Origin of the sequence: Streptomyces sp. NPDC091682, assembly GCF_044756625.1 — a bacterium.
In the GTDB taxonomy this organism is placed as follows: domain Bacteria; phylum Actinomycetota; class Actinomycetes; order Streptomycetales; family Streptomycetaceae; genus Streptomyces.
In genome coordinates this window covers 1-17,278 of the sequence record NZ_JBIVTH010000050.1, presented here as the reverse complement: position 1 = coordinate 17,278, position 17,278 = coordinate 1, and the positions used below count along the sequence as shown (strand labels likewise).

16 protein-coding genes are annotated in these 17,278 nt (G+C 71.8%); 6 read left to right on the top strand and 10 right to left on the bottom strand.

Annotated features, from left to right (window positions below; all coding sequences use genetic code 11):
• The first annotated feature begins 129 nt into the window (after positions 1 to 129).
• Both ACIQK6_RS42545 and ACIQK6_RS42540 read left to right on the top strand, forming a co-directional pair.
• Positions 130 to 1,095, top strand: a complete 966-nt coding sequence (locus ACIQK6_RS42545) for an ATP-binding cassette domain-containing protein (protein ID WP_329100977.1) — start codon at positions 130 to 132, stop codon at positions 1,093 to 1,095.
• Complete coding sequence (locus tag ACIQK6_RS42540; RefSeq protein WP_329100975.1) at positions 1,092 to 1,877, top strand: ABC transporter permease; 786 nt, start codon at positions 1,092 to 1,094, stop codon at positions 1,875 to 1,877. Before ACIQK6_RS42545 ends, ACIQK6_RS42540 begins: the two co-directional genes overlap by 4 nt.
• Positions 1,878 to 1,897: 20 nt before the next feature.
• On the opposite strand, the gene ACIQK6_RS42535 is transcribed toward ACIQK6_RS42540, so the two are convergent.
• The 4 genes from ACIQK6_RS42535 to ACIQK6_RS42520 all read right to left on the bottom strand — a co-directional run bounded on the left by ACIQK6_RS42535 (position 1,898) and on the right by ACIQK6_RS42520 (position 5,197).
• On the bottom strand, positions 1,898 to 2,230 hold the full coding sequence (locus ACIQK6_RS42535) for a hypothetical protein (protein ID WP_329100974.1): 333 nt from the start codon (positions 2,228 to 2,230) through the stop codon (positions 1,898 to 1,900).
• Positions 2,231 to 2,350: 120 nt separating this feature from the next.
• Positions 2,351 to 3,145, bottom strand: a complete 795-nt coding sequence (locus ACIQK6_RS42530) for a DUF4239 domain-containing protein (protein WP_329100972.1) — start codon at positions 3,143 to 3,145, stop codon at positions 2,351 to 2,353.
• Positions 3,146 to 3,197: 52 nt separating this feature from the next.
• A complete protein-coding gene (locus ACIQK6_RS42525) occupies positions 3,198 to 3,485 on the bottom strand; it encodes a hypothetical protein (RefSeq protein WP_329100970.1) in 288 nt (95 codons plus the stop codon).
• A 146-nt stretch (positions 3,486 to 3,631) separates the two neighbouring features.
• Positions 3,632 to 5,197 carry an APC family permease gene (locus ACIQK6_RS42520; RefSeq protein WP_402697762.1) on the bottom strand — a complete coding sequence of 522 codons (1,566 nt, stop codon included), beginning with the start codon at positions 5,195 to 5,197 and terminating at the stop codon, positions 3,632 to 3,634.
• A gap of 312 nt (positions 5,198 to 5,509) precedes the next feature.
• Between ACIQK6_RS42520 and ACIQK6_RS42515 the strand changes: the two genes are divergently transcribed.
• Both ACIQK6_RS42515 and ACIQK6_RS42510 read left to right on the top strand, forming a co-directional pair.
• Positions 5,510 to 6,598, top strand: a complete 1,089-nt coding sequence (locus tag ACIQK6_RS42515; protein WP_402697760.1) for a DNA alkylation repair protein — start codon at positions 5,510 to 5,512, stop codon at positions 6,596 to 6,598.
• Between the two features lie 54 nt (positions 6,599 to 6,652).
• Positions 6,653 to 8,503 (top strand): hypothetical protein, encoded by a 1,851-nt coding sequence (locus ACIQK6_RS42510; protein ID WP_402697758.1) that lies wholly within the window; start codon positions 6,653 to 6,655, stop codon positions 8,501 to 8,503.
• Between the two features lie 45 nt (positions 8,504 to 8,548).
• Here the strand turns inward: ACIQK6_RS42510 and ACIQK6_RS42505 are convergent, their stop codons facing one another.
• The 5 genes from ACIQK6_RS42505 to ACIQK6_RS42485 form a co-directional block, all read right to left on the bottom strand.
• The gene (locus tag ACIQK6_RS42505; protein WP_402697756.1) at positions 8,549 to 10,021 is read right to left on the bottom strand and encodes an aldehyde dehydrogenase family protein; all 1,473 of its coding nucleotides are present in this window, start codon (positions 10,019 to 10,021) and stop codon (positions 8,549 to 8,551) included.
• Positions 10,018 to 11,757 carry a D-aminoacylase gene (locus ACIQK6_RS42500; protein WP_329100959.1) on the bottom strand — a complete coding sequence of 580 codons (1,740 nt, stop codon included), beginning with the start codon at positions 11,755 to 11,757 and terminating at the stop codon, positions 10,018 to 10,020. Before ACIQK6_RS42500 ends, ACIQK6_RS42505 begins: the two co-directional genes overlap by 4 nt.
• Positions 11,758 to 11,867: 110 nt before the next feature.
• Positions 11,868 to 12,989 carry an LLM class flavin-dependent oxidoreductase gene (locus tag ACIQK6_RS42495; protein ID WP_266595391.1) on the bottom strand — a complete coding sequence of 374 codons (1,122 nt, stop codon included), beginning with the start codon at positions 12,987 to 12,989 and terminating at the stop codon, positions 11,868 to 11,870.
• Between the two features lie 94 nt (positions 12,990 to 13,083).
• Entirely contained in the window at positions 13,084 to 13,869 is a 786-nt protein-coding gene (locus tag ACIQK6_RS42490; RefSeq protein ID WP_329100957.1) for a glucose 1-dehydrogenase, read from the bottom strand.
• Between the two features lie 13 nt (positions 13,870 to 13,882).
• A complete protein-coding gene (locus tag ACIQK6_RS42485; protein ID WP_329100954.1) occupies positions 13,883 to 14,830 on the bottom strand; it encodes an LLM class F420-dependent oxidoreductase in 948 nt (315 codons plus the stop codon).
• A gap of 149 nt (positions 14,831 to 14,979) precedes the next feature.
• Here ACIQK6_RS42485 and ACIQK6_RS42480 point away from each other — a divergent pair, with 149 nt between their 5' ends.
• Positions 14,980 to 15,618 (top strand): hypothetical protein, encoded by a 639-nt coding sequence (locus ACIQK6_RS42480; protein ID WP_329100951.1) that lies wholly within the window; start codon positions 14,980 to 14,982, stop codon positions 15,616 to 15,618.
• Here the strand turns inward: ACIQK6_RS42480 and ACIQK6_RS42475 are convergent.
• Positions 15,590 to 16,444, bottom strand: a complete 855-nt coding sequence (locus tag ACIQK6_RS42475; protein ID WP_329100949.1) for a L,D-transpeptidase family protein — start codon at positions 16,442 to 16,444, stop codon at positions 15,590 to 15,592. The two genes, ACIQK6_RS42480 and ACIQK6_RS42475, sit on opposite strands and share 29 nt — an antisense overlap.
• Before the next feature lie 301 nt (positions 16,445 to 16,745).
• On the opposite strand from ACIQK6_RS42475, the gene ACIQK6_RS42470 reads away from it, so the two are divergent.
• Positions 16,746 to 17,189, top strand: a complete 444-nt coding sequence (locus ACIQK6_RS42470) for an NUDIX domain-containing protein (RefSeq protein ID WP_329100947.1) — start codon at positions 16,746 to 16,748, stop codon at positions 17,187 to 17,189.
• Positions 17,190 to 17,278: the final 89 nt, after the last annotated feature.

Below are 17,278 nucleotides of genomic sequence, written 5' to 3'. Positions count from 1 at the left end.
TCCACAACGCCCTCAACAACACCGACGGCGCCGACGCCGGCCTCACCATCCGCGCCACCACCTCCTACGGCGACATCACCGCCCGCAGCAACTGACCCGCAGACACCGCTTCCGAAGGAGCCACTCCTCATGACCAACCTGGCCATCGCGGCGAACGGGCTGCGCAAGTCCTACGGCGACAAGGTCGTCCTCGACGGCATCGACCTGGCGGTCCCCGCCGGCACGGTCTTCGCCCTGCTCGGTCCGAACGGCGCCGGCAAGACCACCGCCGTCAAGATCCTCTCCACCCTGCTCGGTGCGGACCCGGGCACCGGGGCCGTCCACGTCAACGGCCACGACCTGGCCGCCGACCCGCAGGCCGTCCGCGCCTCGATCGGGGTCACCGGCCAGTTCTCCGCCGTCGACGGCCTGATCACCGGCGAGGAGAACATGCTCCTCATGGCCGACCTGCACCACCTCTCCCGCAGCGAGGGCCGGCGGGTGGCCGGCGAACTGCTGGAACGCTTCGACCTGGTCGAAGCCGCCAAGAAGCCCGCCGCCAGCTACTCCGGCGGCATGAAGCGCCGCCTCGACATCGCGATGACCCTGGTCGGCGACCCGCGGATCATCTTCCTCGACGAGCCCACCACCGGCCTCGACCCGCGCAGCCGCCACAACATGTGGCAGATCATCCGCGAACTCGTCACGGGCGGCGTCACCGTCTTCCTCACCACCCAGTACCTGGAGGAGGCCGACCAGCTCGCCGACCGCATCGCCGTGCTCAACGACGGCAAGATCGCCGCCCAGGGCACCGCCGACGAGCTGAAGCGGCTGATCCCCGGCGGACACGTCCGGCTCCGCTTCACCGACCCGGCCGTCTACCGGTCCGCGGCCCTCGCCCTGCACGAGGTCACCCGGGACGACGAGGCGCTGGCCCTGCAGATCCCCAGCGACGGCAGCCAGCGCGCACTGCGCTCGGTCCTCGACCGGCTGGAGGCCGCGGGCATCGAGGCGGACGAGCTGACCGTGCACACCCCCGACCTCGACGACGTGTTCTTCGCCCTCACCGGCCCGACCGCCGCCCTCCCCCACCAGTCCAAGGAGAACGTCCGATGAGCTCCCTCTCCCTCGCCGTGCGCGACTGCTCCACGATGCTGCGCCGCAACCTCCTGCACGCCCGGCGCTACCCGTCGCTGACGCTGAACCTGCTGCTCACCCCGGTCATGCTGCTGCTGCTCTTCGTCTACATCTTCGGCGACGTGATGAGCGCCGGCATGGGCGGCGGCGACCGCGCCGACTACATCGCGTACGTCGTCCCCGGCATCCTGCTGATGACCATCGGCAGCACCGTCATCGGGGCCGCGGTGTCCGTCTCCACCGACATGTCCGAGGGCATCATCGCCCGCTTCCGCACCATGGCGATCCACCGCAGCTCCGTGTTCGTCGGGCACGTGGTCGGCAGCGTCCTGCAGGTGCTCGCCAGCGTGGTCCTGGTCGGCGCCGTCGCCGTCGCCATCGGCTTCCGGTCCACCGGTGCCACGGCCCTGGAGTGGCTGGCCGCGTTCGGCCTGATCGCGCTCTTCGCCCTGGCGCTCACCTGGATCGCCGTCGGCATGGGCATGGCCAGCCCGAACGCCGAGGCCGCCAGCAACAGCGCGATGCCGCTGATCCTGCTGCCGCTCATCTCCAGCGCGTTCACCCCGGTCGAGGCGATGCCGGGCTGGTTCCAGCCGATCGCCCAGTACCAGCCGTTCACGCCGGCCATCGAAACCCTGCGCGGTCTGCTCCTCGGCACCGAGATCGGCCACAACGGGTGGCTGGCGGTCGCCTGGTCCATCGGCCTGGCGGTCCTCGGCTACCGCTGGTCGGCGGCCTCCTTCAACCGCGACCCGAAGTAACCGGTATGAGTGCGCGGGCCTCATCCCGCACCATCGTCCCGCCCCCGGGCGGCGTACACCGACACGGCGGTCGGCGTACGCCGCCCGTCGGCGTTGTGGCGCCCGTGCGCGGTATCCCCGGCCATGCCGACGTTCGTCCAGAGGTGCTTGAACACCGACCACAGGCGGCGGCCCGAGCCGCCGCCACCGTCGTGGGACACCGGGGCGGTCGAGTGCGGGGCACGCGGCGTCGCGGGGGCGCCGCGTGCCCCGTGGTACAGGCCGGCGCCCGTCGCGGCGAGGACGGCCAGGACGGTCACGACCACGGGCAGGACGAGACGCCGGGTCCGGATGCGGGTGTGGCTGCCGGCCATGGGAATGCTCCTCGGGAGACGAAGGCGGGGGCGGGGCGGTGAGCCCGTGCATCCAGTCAGCCCGAGGGAGCGGATCGCGTCACGTCGCTGGAGTTCGGGACTTGACGGTCCGCGGCCCGCTCAGCCGGCGGCCCAGAACTGCGCCAGGGCCGCCTCCTTGTAGGGCCCCGGGGTCACGCTCAGGTCCCCCGCGAAGGGCCGGTCCAGTGCCACCACCAGGAGCAGGCTGAAGCCGATCAGCCCGGCCACCGCAGATACGAAGAGCAGCTGCATCTTCAGGCTGCGCAGCCCGAACAGGAAGGTGAGCGGGACGATCACGAACGCGCCCCCGTACACCAGCACCTGGAGCAGGATCGGCAGCGAGCTCTCGGCCATCGTGATGCGGGCCCGGCGCTGGGCGGCGACGTCGTTGAGGCGGGTGACGGCTTCGGCGTAGAAGGTCTCGGCCCTGGTGCCCTGCGGCTCGTAGGCCTGGAGCGCCCGGTAGAGGGCTTGGGTCTGCGGGGCGGTCGCCTCGTAGCTCGGCCGCCCGTCGCGCATCAGCGGCCACTGCACCTCGACGACGGCGTGCGCGTACGCGCCGACGGCCTGCCGCACCCGGTCGCGGTCGGCCGGCGGGAAGGCGTCGGCGCTGCGGACGACGAGCGCCAGGTCGGTGGCCTCGCTGGCGACGATGTTCTGGGTGGTCTCCACCTGCGTCCAGAGGGTGACGACGACGAAGGCGAGGATGATGCCGTAGATCGCGCCGAACATGCCGAGCGCGACCCCGACCATCTCGTTGTGGTCGCCCTCGGCCAGGTGCGGGAAGCGGCGGCGGGCGGCCACGCTCCCGGCGACGGCGAGGCCGGTGAGGCCGCCGACCAGGAGGACGGCGATGACGAAGGTGCTGAGGTGGTTGAGCAGCCAGAGGATCATGCGCTGTTCAACGAGCGCCGCCGCCCGGGAGCCCGGCCTCAGCCGGTGTTCGTCACCCGACCTTCGGGGTGTTGGGGAGGCCGGCGGTCAGGGCCGTGCCGGCGCTCTTGAGGGAGGAGTCCGTGGCCTGGCCGGCGGATCCGGCCGCCTGGGCGGTCACGCCCACCGCGGTCTTGGTGTCCTGTACGGCCTGGCTCGGGTGATCGACGATGTCCACGACCCGGCCGACGACCGGGGGAGCCTGGTCGGGCGCGTCGTCGGCGTGCGCGGCGGCGGGTACGAGGGCGAGCGCGCCACCGGAGACGACCAGGGCGGCGAGGGTGCGCTTCAAGGCGTTCATGCACCGTCCAACGACCCCGCCACACACCTGGTCACCGCCTGCGCCCGGGTTGGCGCCGTGGAACGGCCCGGATGCGCCCGCGGCCCCGGATCGGGGGAATCGATCCGGGGCCGTGGCATGACTCAGCGGGTGGGGCGCGGGGACGGTCAGTCCTCGACCACCAGGGACGGGGTGGACTTCGTCAGGACCTCGCCGCGGAAGAAGGCCGGGCTGCGGCGCTCGGTGACGAACATGATCACCAGGCCGAGGGCCAGCAGGCCGACGCCGATGACGAAGACGTTGCCGACGTCGAGGCCGGGGAGCGTGGAGCCGGAGCCGTAGGACGGGTCCCAGGCGTCGTACAGGGTCTTGAAGAAGACCGCGGCCAGCAGCAGGCCGCCCAGGATCGGGAAGACGCCCTTGAAGAACAGGTCGCGGGTCGAGCGGCGCAGCTCGGCGCGGAAGTACCAGGCGCAGGCGAAGGCCGTCAGCGAGTAGTAGAAGCAGATCATCAGGCCGAGCGCGAAGATCGTGTCGGTGAGGACGTTCTCGCTGACCAGGGTCATCACCGTGTAGAAGACGCCGGTCGCGACGCCCGCCATGACGGTGGCGCGGCCCGGGGTCTTGAAGCGCGGGTGGACCTTGGCGTAGGAGGGCGGCAGGGCCTCGTACGTCGACATGGCGAGGACCGTGCGGGCCACCGGGATGAAGGTGGTCTGCAGGGAGGCCGCGGCGGAGGCCAGGACGGCCACGAAGAGCAGGATGCCGAGGACCGGGCCCATGACGGGGCCGGCGAGGGCGGCGAAGACGTTGCCCGAGGTCTCCTCGTTGGCGAGGCCGAGGCCCTCGCCGCCGGCGCCGACGGCCATCTGGGCGGCGATGCCGGTGGCCAGGTAGGAGCCGACCAGGACGATCATCGCGATGAGCGAGGCGCGGCCGGGGGTCTTCGTCGAGCCGGTGGTCTCCTCGTTGGTGGCCAGGCACGCGTCCCAGCCCCAGTACATGAAGATCGAGAGCGAGAGTCCGGCGGTGAAGGCCGCCATGGACTCGACCGCGAAGGGGTTCATCCAGGACCAGGAGAAGTCCAGGCCGGTGTCGAAGGTGCCGACGGAGGCCTTCTGGAAGGCCATGGCGACGAAGATCGCGAGCACGACGAGCTGGAGGCCGACGAGGGCGTACTGGACGCCCTTGGTGGCGGTCATGCCGCGGTAGCTGATGGCGGTCGCGACGGCGATCAGGGTGAGGCAGGTGGTGATGTGGACGAGCTTGTTGTCGTCCAGGGCGGCGATCGACGCACTGTTCGTGATCTCGCCGGCCAGCAGCCAGAAGTAAGAGGTGGCGACGCCCGCGAGGTTGGAAAGCACGATGATCGTGGCGATCACCAGGCCCCAGCCGCACATCCAGCCGATCCGCGGGCCGAAGGCCTTGACGGTCCAGGTGAAGGAGGTGCCGCAGTCCGGCATGGCCTTGTTGAGCTCGCGGTAGGCGAAGGCGACCAGGAGCATCGGGAGGAAGCCGGCGAGGAAGATCGCGGGCATCTGCAGGCCGACCTCGCCGGCGGTGGAGCCGAGGGTCGAGGTCAGGCAGTAAACCGGGGCGACGGTCGAGATGCCGATGACGGCGCTTCCGACCAGTCCGACGGACCCCTTGCCGAGGCCCTTGCCGCGAACGTCGCCCTCGGCGACGCCGCTTACCGTGTCTCCGGCCCGAGGCCGAACGTCCAGCTGAGTCATGGGTCAGGACGTTAGATGGTGCGTTTTCCACATCTGGACGATCGAAGTCCGGAACTCAACACCCCCGAACGCCTTCGAATCTTGAGGTCGAGACAGTTCACAAGCGCTTAATACAAGGTTCACTTTGACGCGCACCCACGCTTCGACAGGCTCGACAGAGGCTCTTTCGGCATGCGGAAACCGCAGCCATGTCCGTTTTGCGAATTTTCAAAGTTTCCGTCGTGACTTTGCGGTGACCAGCGGTAACCGGGGCCGGGAGAGGGGATCCGGGACCTCCCGACGGACCGGGGCGGCATCGGCGAGACTGGCCCCATGCCCACGGCCGATGAGCTCCTCAGCGCGGACACCGTCACCAGCCTCGCCCGACTGCTCGCCCGCGCGGGCGGCCGCCGGTCCTCGCCGGCCCTGCGCGCCCGCGCCGACGCACTCGACGGGCTGACGTTCAGCGGCCGCGTCGCCGCCGTCCGCGACGCCGTGCTCGACGACCTTCCCGACACGTGGCCCGCCTTCGAGGCCGTCGTGCGCACCGCCCTCGCCCGGCCCGGCTTCGAGGGCTGGATGACCTTCCCCGTCAACGAGGCCGTCGCCGTCCGCGGGCTGGAGGCGTTCGAACCCGGGCTGGACCTGCTCCACGACCTCACCTCCCGGCTCACCGCCGAGTCCGCCGTACGGCCCTTCCTGCGCGCCGACCCGGAGCGCGCCCTGGCCGTCGTACAGAAGTGGACCGCCGACCCGGACCCGCACGTACGCCGCCTCGCCAGCGAAGGCACCCGGCCCCGGCTGCCGTGGGCCCCGCAGCTGCCCGCCTTCGTCGCCGACCCGCGGCCGGCCCTGCCGGTGCTGGACGCCCTCTACCGCGACGGGTCCGAGTACGTCCGCCGGTCCGTCTCCAACCACCTCAACGACATCAGCCGCGACCACCCCGCCCTCGCCGTCGAGACCGCGGCCCGCTGGCTGGCCGAGCCCGAGGCCACCACCGACCGCGTCGTGCGCCACGGACTGCGCACCCTGATCAAGGCCGGGCGGCCCGAGGCGCTGACCCTGCTCGGCCACTCCCCCGACGTGCCCGTCACCGTGAGCGGGCCGGTCGTCGCCGCCCCGCGGATCGCCGTCGGCGAGTACCTCGTCTTCGACTGGACGGTCACCAACACCGGGCCGCTCCCGGCGCAGTTGGTCATCGACTACGTCGTGCACCACGTGAAGGCGGGCGGCACCCGCACTCCGAAGGTGTTCAAACTCGTCACCCGCTCCGTGGCCCCCGGCGAAACCCTCGGCGGCACCAAGCGCCACTCCTTCAAGCCCATCACCACCCGCCGCTACCACTCCGGCGAGCACCTGGTGCAGCTCCAGATCAACGGCCGGGTCCGCGGCGAGGCCGGATTTTCGTTGGACGCGTCCTGATCCCGCCTGGCACCCTCTCGGCATGACCTACGGAATCGAGTCCCACACCGCCCGATGAGCGTCCGCGACGAGCGCGAGCCGCTCGACCCCCGGACGACGTCCCTGTACGACTACGCCCTCTTCCGGCACGGCATCGAGCCGGACGGCCGGGTCCCGGCCGGGGGATACCCGCTGCCCGACGGCCCCCCGCCCGTCAGCCGCCGCGGCCGTCTCGGCCCGGCCGCCGCCGAGGCGGCGGTCACCGAGGCCCTCGCCCCGCTGCTGGCCGACCCGATCAGCGCCCGCGCGGCCGAAGCCGCCCACACACGGCTGGCCGCACTCCCCGTCCTGCCGGAACACATCCACCGGATCGTCCTCGGAATCGTCCCCGAGGACCGGTACACCGGGCGGGCCCGACGCCTGGCCCGCCGGCTGACCCGCGACGGAACGCACGCGTCGGCGGTCCACGCAGGACTGGCCCTGCTGTGCAACCTGGGCGACTCCACGGACACGCCCACCGTCAGGGCCCTCGGCATGCTGCAGGAGTTCTCCCGCGACGCGGTGGCGGTCCTCGACCGGATCGACCGTACGGCGGCGGCCGAACTCGAACTCGGCATCGGAGCCGGGGCACCCGGCCACGACGCCTTCCGCGACGCCGTGGCGGGCGGGGACCGCGAGGCGGTCCGCGCCGCCCTGACCGGCGGCCCGACTCCCCCCGGCCCGCCCCGCCGGATCGCCGAAGCGGCCCGGCTGGACCAGTTGCTGGCCGAGTACCCGCAGGACCCCGCCCTGACCGTGGCGGCGTGCCGGCTGCTGCTCTCCATGGCCCACACGCACCAGTACCGGCCGGAGGTCCTCGACTACGCACAGGCGCATCCCGTGTACGAGGCCGTGGTCGCCCGCGCCCATCGCCTCACCCCGTCAGCGGACTTGTACACCCTGCTGCTCTCGCTCGCCCAGGACCTGCGCAGCGGGGCAGGGGCCGTTCTGCCATGGCCGCCGGGCCGGCGGGCCGATCTGATCGCCACCCTGGGCCGGCTGCTGGCCGAACCGCTCTGGGCGGCCGTCCCCGACGAGGCAGCGGCCGCCGCCGCGGGCACCGGCACCGGCACCGGCACCGGCACGGACCCCAGTGGCCACCGGGCCGGCTGGATGCTCCGCACCGGACGCCGCCCCTTCATCCCGCCCGCCGCACCGGCCACGTTCGAGATCGAGGTCGTCGTCTCCGACCCGGCCGTGCGCAACGTGGTGGAGACCCGGATCGTGCTCGGCGGCAGGCCTTTGGTCCCCGACCTGTTCGCCTCGGGCGGCTGCAACCCTCCCGAGTTCCTGCTCGACGCCGGGCGGCTGCGGGCCGGACCCGAACCCCGAGAGGTCCAGCTCGCCGAGGCCTACTGCACCGAAGGCTGCTGCGGCGCCCTCTACGTGACGATCCACCGGGACGGCGACACGGTGGTGTGGGACGGCTGGCGGGGCGTCGAGGGGAAGCGGCAGCCGCCCGCGTACCGGTGCGACGCCGCCGCGTACGACGCGGAGGTTGAACGGGCCGAGAACGACCGGAGCTGGTCCTGGCCGGCACGTGACACCGCCCGGCTCATCACCGACGGGCTTCGGGAACGCCCCGAACTGCTCACGGCATGGGGCTGCAGCACGGGCCCGGCCTTCACCGCGTGGGACGAACCAGACGCCGTCGAACTCCACTTCACGTACGCCCCCGGCGCGGAACCCGGCGTACCGGGCAAGGGCGACCCGTGGCTGCAGTTCACATGGCGGATCCCGGACGACGGCACACCGCCGAAATCGCAGGCCCGGGCCGCCCTTGAACGGCTCGCGGCACAGAATCCGCGCACCTGGGCACGGCTCTGCGGGGGCAGCAGGGAATACGCCGAGGCCCTCGGCCACGACTGGCCCGCAGAAGGCCTGTAGCGGGCCGGCCGTCGGGGTCCCGCGACGGGACCCCGACGGCACGGGCTACGCCGTCCAGACGATCGACTGCATCTCGCTGTACGCGTGCAGCGCGTACGAGCCCACGTCCCGGCCGACCCCGCTGCGCTTGAAGCCGCCGAACGGGGCCTCCATGTTCCGGCCGATGGTGTTCACGCCGACCCCGCCCGCCCGCAGCCGCCGCGCCACGCGGAACGCGCGCGCCGAGTCCCCGGACCACACGTAGCTCAGCAGCCCGAAGTCGCTGTCGTTGGCCAGCCGGACCGCCTCGTCCTCGTCCCCGTCGAAGGGGACGACCACGACCACCGGGCCGAAGATCTCCTCGCGGACCACCCGCATGTCGTTCGTGCAGTCGACCAACAGGGTCGGGGCCACGTAGAAGCCGCGGCCGTCCCCCACCACCGGGCGCTCGCCGCCGTACGCGATCCGGGCGCCCTCCTTCTTCCCCAGCTCGACGTACGACTCCACCCGGTCGCGGTGCGCCGCCGAGATCACCGGGCCCACCACCGTGCCCGGCGCCGCCGGATCGCCGACCTTCATGAAGGCCAGGTAGCCGGTCAGCTTCTCGATCAGCCGGTCGTGGACGGACCGGTGGGCGATCACTCGGGTCGGGGCCGTGCAGATCTGCCCGGAGTAGAAGGAGAAGGTCGTCCCGATCCCCATCACGGCCGCGTCCAGGTCCGCGTCCTCGAAGACGATCGCCGCGCCCTTGCCGCCCAGCTCCATCAACTGCCGCTTCATGGACCGGCCGCACACCTCCGCGATGCGCTGCCCGACGGCCGTGGAACCGGTGAAGGACACCATGTCCACGTGCGGGGAGTCCACCGCGGCCTCGCCGACCTCCACCGACTGCCCGCCCACGACGTTCACCACGCCCGCCGGCACCCCGGCCTCGTGCAGGGCGTCCGCCATCTTGAACACCGACAGCGGGTCCTGCGGGGCCGGCTTGACCACCACCGTGTTGCCCATGGCCAGGGCCGGGGCCACCTTGCCCGCCGGGTTCGCCCAGGGGTTGTTGTAGGAGGTGATGCAGCTGACCACCCCGACGGGCTGGCGCACCTCCAGCGCGCCCAGGATGCTCGCCCGCCCCATCGGGCCGGCCTCGGTGACCTGCGGGGGCAGGCCCTTCTCGACCGGTTCGAGGGCGCCCTTCGCGTACCGCCGGAAGCGGGTGACGCCCACCCCGACCTGCATGCCGCGCGCGATGCCGGTCGGCGCGCCCGTCTCCTGCCGGGCCAGCACGGACCACGGCTCGTACTCCCGCTGCATGATGTCCGCGGCCCGGTCCAGGATCGCCGCGCGCGCCTCGGGCGTCGTGCGGGACCAGCTCTCGAAGGCCTCGGCCGCGGCGCGCGCCGCCTCCTCGACCTGGGCGCGCGAGGCCTCGGGGGCGAGCCCGACCACCGACTCGTCCGCCGGGTCGATCACCTCGTAGTGGCCGCCCGCGGGCTCCACCCACTCGCCGCCGACGTAGAGCTTCTGCGCCCGCGCGTCCGTCATCGGGTGCTCACCGTCCTCGTGTCCCGGCCCGACCGGAGCACGATCCCGGGGACCGCCCCCGTCACCTCGTCGTCGCGGATGGTCTCCACGCCGTTGACCCGTACCGAGACGATGCCGATGGCCCGTGCGTCCAGCCGGGGGCTGTCCCCGGGCAGGTCGTGGACCAGGGTCGCGGGACCGGCCTCGATCCGCTCGGGGTCGAAGAGGACCAGGTCCGCGTGGAAGCCCTCGGCGAGGCGTCCGCGCTCGCGCAGCCCGAACAGCCGGGCCGGGTCGTCGGTGAGCATCCGTACCGCCTGCTCCAGCGGCACCAGCTTGCGGCCGCGCAGGCAGTCCCCGAGGAAGCGGGTCGTGTACGGGGCCCCGCACATCCGGTCCAGGTGCGCGCCCGCGTCGGAGCCGCCGAGCATGACGTCCTCGTGCTGCCAGGTCTCCTGGCGCAGGGCCCAGCTCGCCGGATCGTTGTCGGTGGGCATCGGCCAGAGCACCGTGCGCAGGTCGTCGTTGGCGCAGATCTCCACCAGGCAGTGGAAGGGGTCCTGGCCGCGTTCGGCGGCGATGTCGTTCACGACCCGGCCGGAGAGCCCCTCGTTCTCCTTGCTGTACGTGTCGCCTATGACGTACCGCCCGAAGTGGGCGAGGCGCCGGAAGACACCGGCCTCCTTGCTGTCGGCGCGGCGCAGCATCTCGGCGCGTACGTCGGCGTCGCGGAGCTTCTCGATCCGCTCGGGGACGGGCAGGCCGAGGACCTCGCCCCAGCCGGGGATGAGGTTGAGCGCGCAGAAGGTCCCCAGCGACATGTTCATGGGGGTGAGGATCGGCATCGTCAGCGCGACGATCCGGCCGCCGGCCTTGCGGGCGCGCTCGCTGGGGATCAGCTGGCGCGGGACCCGCTCGGGGACGGAGGCGTCGATGGTGAGGACGTTCCAGTTGAGGGGCCGGCCGGCGGCGGCGCTCATCTCCACGAAGAGGTCGATCTCGTCGTCCGAGAACTGGTCGAGGCAGCCGGCGACGATCGCCTCCAGCTGGGTGCCCTCGTGTTCGGCGACCGCCTTCGACAGCGCGAGCAGCTCGGCGGGGCGGGCGTGGCGGGAGGCCACGGGGGCGCCGGACCCGTCGGAGTGGGTGGAGGACTGGGTGGTGGACAGGCCCCAGGCGCCGGCGTTCATGGCGTCGTGGAAGAGGTCGAGCATCTGTTGCATCTGCTCGGGGGTGGGTTGGCCGCCGACGGCGTCCTCACCCATCACGTGCCGGCGCAGGGCGCAGTGGCCGACCATGAAGCCGGCGTTGACGGCGATCCGGCCCTCCAGGGCGTCGAGGTACTCGCCGAAGGTGGACCAGGTCCAGTCGACGCCCTCTTCGAGGGCTTTGAGGGCCATGCCCTCGACCTTGCTCATCATGCGGCGGGTGTAGTCGGCGTCCTCGGGGCGGGCCGGGTTGAGCGGGGCCAGGGTGAAGCCGCAGTTGCCGCCGGCGACGGTGGTCACGCCGTGGTTCATGGAGGGCGTGGCGTACGGGTCCCAGAAGAGCTGGGCGTCGTAGTGCGTGTGCGGGTCGATGAAGCCGGGGGTGAGGACCAGGCCGGTGGCGTCCTCGGTGGTGCGGGCCCCTTCGGTGACGGTGCCGGGTGCGGCCATCACCGCGATCCGGCCGTCGCGTATCCCCACGTCTGCGACGCGGGCGGGGGCGCCGGTGCCGTCCACGACGGTCGCGCCCTTGATCAGGTGGTCGAGCATGACGTCCCTTCGCACTCTGAGCCTGGAATTGGCCCCGGCCGGTGGCCGCCCGGCCGGGGCCGGTGCGGGACGGCGGTCCGGGAAGACGCCGTCCCCGTCTCCCCGCCGGGTCAGACGGCCTGGCGGAAGCGGGTCGTGCGGTGCACCGGGTCCGTGTCGATGTGCGGGATCACGTGTTCGCCGATCAGCTTGATCGTCGTCATCGTGTCCTCGGGCGAGACGCCGGTCGGCAGGCCGAAGGACAGCTGGTCGGCGCCGGCCTGCTCCCAGCGCTTGCACTGGGCCCGGACCTCCGACGGGTCGCCGCAGATCAGCAGTTCTTCCGCGATCAGCAGTTCGATGATCTCCGCGTTGTACTCCGGCAGGGTCTCGGGCCACTGCGGGATCGCCTCGGGCCGCGGGAAGGTGTCGTGGTAGCGGAAGACCAGCGACTGGAAGCGGTTCATGTTGGCGCCCACGGCGATCTCGACGGCCTTGTCGTGGGTCTCGGCGCAGATCGCGGTCGAGGTGACCATGACGTTGTCGTTGACGAAGGCGCCGATGGCCTTCGCCTCCCGGATGGCCGTCTTGTACTGGTCGAGGACCCACTCCATGTCGGAGACCTTCTGCACGCTGAAGCCCAGCACGCCGAGGCCCTTCTTGGCCGCCATCGCGTACGAGGACGGGGAGCCGGCGGCGTACCACATGGCCGGGTGGGCCTTCCCGTACGGCTTGGGGAAGACCTTCCGCGGCGGGAGCGACCAGTGCTTGCCCTGGAACCCCTCGTACTCCTCCTGGAGGAACATCTTGGGGAATTCCGCGATGGTCTCCTCCCAGATCTCCTTGGTGCCGTTCATGTCCTCGATGCCGGGCAGGAAGCCGAGGATCTCGTGGCTGCCCGCGCCGCGGCCGGTGCCGAACTCGAAGCGGCCCTTGGAGAGGTGGTCGAGCATGGCGACCTTCTCGGCCACCTTGACCGGGTGGTTCACCGGGGCGAGCGGGTTGAAGATGCCGGAGCCGAGGTGGATGCGCTCGGTGGCGTGGGCGAGGTACCCGAGGAACACCTCGTTCGCCGACAGGTGCGAGTACTCCTCCAGGAAGTGGTGCTCGGAGGCCCAGGCGTACTTGAAGCCGGACTTGTCCGCCTGTATGACGTACTCGGTCTCCTCGATCAGCGCCTTGTGCTCTGCCTCGGGGTCGACCTTGGACCGCGCCTCAGGCACGTATCCCTGCACAAAGAGCCCGAATTCCAAGGGGTTCACCGTCCTTTGATTTCTGACGTTCCGTCAGATTCGATGTCTCGACTGTTCCACTGCCGAGGCGGGACCGTCAATACCTGACGACCCATCAGAGAATGCTGACGCCCGCCATCCAGCCGCCGTCGATCACGAAGGGCTGGCCGGTGATGTACGAGGAGTCCTCGCCCGTCAGGAAGAGCGCCAGTTTCGCGATCTCCTCCGGCTGCCCCACCCGCCCCATCGGAACCACCCGCCGGTAGAGCTCCGCCATCGCGTCCCTGGCCTCGTCGGTCATGTTCGCCGGGTCCAGCAGGCCCGGGTTGGCCATCGGGGTGTCCACGGCGCCCGGGCACATCGCGTTGACCCGGATGCCCTTTCCCGCCAGCTCCAGCGCCGCCACCCGGGTCAGGCCGAGGATCGCCGCCTTGGTGGCGGCGTAGGTGCCGACGTACGCCATGCCCGTCAGGCCCGTGTACGAGGAGGTGTTGACGATGGTGCCGCCGCCGGCCGCCTCGATCTCGGGGGCCACCGTCTTGATGCCGAGGAAGGCGCCCACCTGGTTGACCTGGACCACCTGCTGGAACTCCTCCAGCGGGGTCGCGGTCAGCTCGTTGAAGCGCAGGATGCCCGCGTTGTTGACCAGGCCGTCGACCGGACCGAAGGCCTCCTTCGCGACGGCGATCGCGGCCACCCAGTCCTCCTCGCGGCTCACGTCCATCCGCACGTACCGGGCCCGGTCCTCGCCGATGTCCTTGGCCACCGCCGCACCCTGCTCGTCCAGCACGTCGCCGAGCAGCACCCGCGCCCCCTCGGCGGCGAAGAGCCGGGCCTCCTGCTCGCCCTGCCCGCGCGCTGCGCCGGTGATGATGACGACGCGCCCGTCCAGCTTGCCCATGGTCGGTCAACCCCTAGTCGTTGAGGAGCGGGGCCACCTCGGCCCCGAAAGCGGTGATCTGGTCGACGAGTTCGGCCCGGTCGCGGCTGCGGAAGCGCACCTGGATCTGGTCCACGCCGAGCGCCCCGTACTCCCGCAGGGACTCGGCGAGCGCCTCCGCCTTGCCGGTGAGGGTGCGGCGACCGGTGTCCCAGCCGGGCTCGCCGACGTACAGCGCCTCGGTGATCGCACCGAACTCGAAGGGGCCGGCGACCCCCGCCGCCCCGCGCAGCTCCCTGATCCGGGCGATCTGCGCGGGGAGCTCCGCGCGCGGGTCGCCCTGCGGGAGCCAGCCGTCCCCGCGGACGGCGGCACGGCGGACGGCGGCGGGCGAGGAGCCGCCGACCCAGACCGGGATCCGCTGCTGCGCGGGCCGGGGCAGCTGGCCGAGGTCCTTGAAGGAGAACAGCTCGCCCTCGAACTCCGGGTACTCCTCGGGCCCCAGCGCCGCCCGCAGCGCGTCCAGGGTCTCGTCGAGCACGGCTCCGCGGCGCGCGAAGTCCACGCCGAGGACCTCGAACTCCTCCTGCACGTGCCCGGCCCCCACCCCCAGGATCAGCCGGCCGCCGGAGAGGTGGTCGAGGGTGGCGTACTGCTTGGCGCTGATCAGCGGGTGGCGCAGGCCCAGGATCGCGACGTGGCTCAGCAGCCGCACGCGCTCGGTGATGCCGGCCAGGAAGGACAGGGTCGCCACCGGGTCGTACCAGACGGTGCTCATGGGGCCGGCGAGCCGCCGCGGGATGGCCACGTGGTCGCAGGTGGCCACGTACCCGAAGCCGGCCCGGTCGGCGGCCCGCGCGATCCCGGCGAGATCGGCGGCGGTGGCCGACGCCTCCCAGGGCTCGGCGTAGATGGTGCTCTGCGACTGGACCGGGAGCTGCATCCCGTAGACCAGCCGACCTTGCGGAAATACGCGCGCCATGGCGGGCCCGCCTCGCCTTCGTCTGCCGATTCGTCATATTCGGTGCGGGGCCATCGTCATAGCTGACGGATCGTCAGACAAGGGGTGCGACAGGCCCCGGCCCGAACTGGGGCGTTCCCCTTCCGCGTTCGCCTCGCTAGGGTGCGCGCGTGGATCTGATACTCACGCTGGTCAGCGGGATCGCCTGGACGGTCGTGTACGTGGAGGCGATCCGCGTCGGGCTGCGGGACCGGACGTACGCGATGCCCGTCGCCGCACTCGCGCTCAACTTCGCCTGGGAAGCGACCTACGCGGTCCGCGACGTCTCGGTCGGGATCTCCGCGCAGGGCGTGGTCAACGTGGTGTGGGCGGTGGCCGACGTGGTGATCGTCTACACCTATCTGCGTTTCGGGCGGGCCGAGCTGCCCGAGTTCGTGACCCGACCGCTCTTCGCCACCTGGTCGGTCCTGGTGTTCGGTACGGGATTCGCCGTGCAGTGGATGTTCCTGGCGCACTTCGGGGCGCACGACGCGAGCCGGTACTCGGCGTTCCTGCAGAACCTGCTGATGTCCGGCCTGTTCATCGCCCTGTACGCATCCCGGCAGGGACCGCTCGGGCAGTCCCTGACCATCGCCGTCGCCAAATGGCTGGGGACGCTCGCCCCGACCCTGCTGTTCGGGGTGCTGGAGGACGCGCCGTTCATCCTCGGACTCGGGATCCTGTGCAGCGCCTTCGACCTCGCCTACATCGGACTGCTGCTACGGCCCCGACTCGCCCGGCTCAGAAGCCTTCCGGCCCCATCACGATGACCGGCTTCGCCGCCGGGTCGAGGGTCCGGAGCACCTTCTCCATGGCCGCCTTCGGAATGCCCACGCAGCCCTGCGAGGGCCCGTCGTGGTCCACGTGCAGCCAGATGTTGCCGCCCTTGTCCTCGCCGTCCGGCATGACCGGGTCCAGCGGGGACCGGCCCGGCCTGCGGTTGAAGTCGATGGCGACGACGTAGTCGAAGGAGCCCGCCAGGGACTCCCCGTTCACCCCGAGGCCGGTGGCGACGAAGCCGTTGTCCTCGTCGTACGGAAGCCGGGTCCCCGGCGGCTTCGGCAGCAGGCCGCCCGCGTCGGTGAGCGCGAAGACGCCCATCGGTGAGGTCAGGTCTCCGTACGTGCGTTCGGTGGACCAGCCTTTGGCCCCGTTGCGGGCCGGCCAGCTCTCGGCCTTGACCCAGTCGGCGCCGGCCGCCGGGCGCGTGTAGAAGGTGGCGGTGGACTCCGAGGAATCCACCGCCTTGCCGGTGACCAGGATGAGCTGACGGGACTCGACCGGGATCCGGGCCCGGGTCGACTCGCTGACGCCCGCCAGGCCCTGCGGGGCGGCGGCCTGTTGGGCCGCCTGCCGCTCGGCCTGCTGGGCGGCCCGCTGCTCGTCGCGCGCGGCACGGTCCTCAGCCTGCGGGCGGGCGTCCACGTGGGCCTGCGGCCGGGGACCGGCGGCATCGTCCGGGTCCTGGGCCACGTACGCCCAGCCGGCCGTGAAGGTCGCCAGGCCCAGCACGGCGGCGAGGGCCACCCGGCGGGTCCTACGGGTCGCACGGGGCTTGCGGGGCGGACGGGAGCGGGCTCGGGCGTGCTGGCTCATTCCTCCGACCGTACATCAGCAGGCCCCCGGAGCCCGGATGGCGGGGACCTGCGCGCCTCGCCGGACGGCGGGAAGCACGCGCGGACCGTGGAGCCGCCCTCCGGGGCCGCGCCGGAGTCCCTGCTGCTGCCCGGGCTCGGCGGCCTGACGGGCACCGCCCTGGACGGAACGGCCACGGCGGTCTACGCGCGGACCGGTGGTCGGTTCCGGGGGCGTACCCGGGGGACGGGCGCGCAAAAGACGGTAAAAGGCCAGGTACAAGCCCTGCCCCCGGAACCGATCACCGGCGTACATTGAATCGATGATGCGAACTCCACGTCACGCAGCGCGCGTTGTCATCCTGTCCCCCACCGGATCCGTGTTCCTCTTCCGGGAGGACAACGTGGAGGTGGGCATCCACTGGCTGCCGCCCGGCGGCGGCATCGATCCCGGCGAGAGCCCCGAGGACTGCGTGCGGCGCGAGCTGCGCGAGGAAACCGGCTGGACCGATCTGGAACCCGAACGGCTGCTCTGCACCTGGGAGCACGACTTCACGCACCAGGGGATCCCGGTCCGCCAGCACGAGCACATCTTCGTCACCACGGGCCCTCGCCGCGAGCCGGTCCTGGAGGCCCCGGACATCCACTGGCAGTGGCTCTCCCCGCAGCGCCTGGCCACCCTGGGCGAACCCCTGTGGCCCCCGCGCCTGCCGGACCTCCTGGCCAACTCCCCGGCGGAACCGGTCCACCTGGGGCTGCTGGCCTAGAAGACTCGTGAAGATCTTGTTGGAGGGCCGTCCGGCCGTAGGCCGGGAGGCCCTCTCGCTTATGCGGTGGCCGTGGTGAGCGTCCAGGT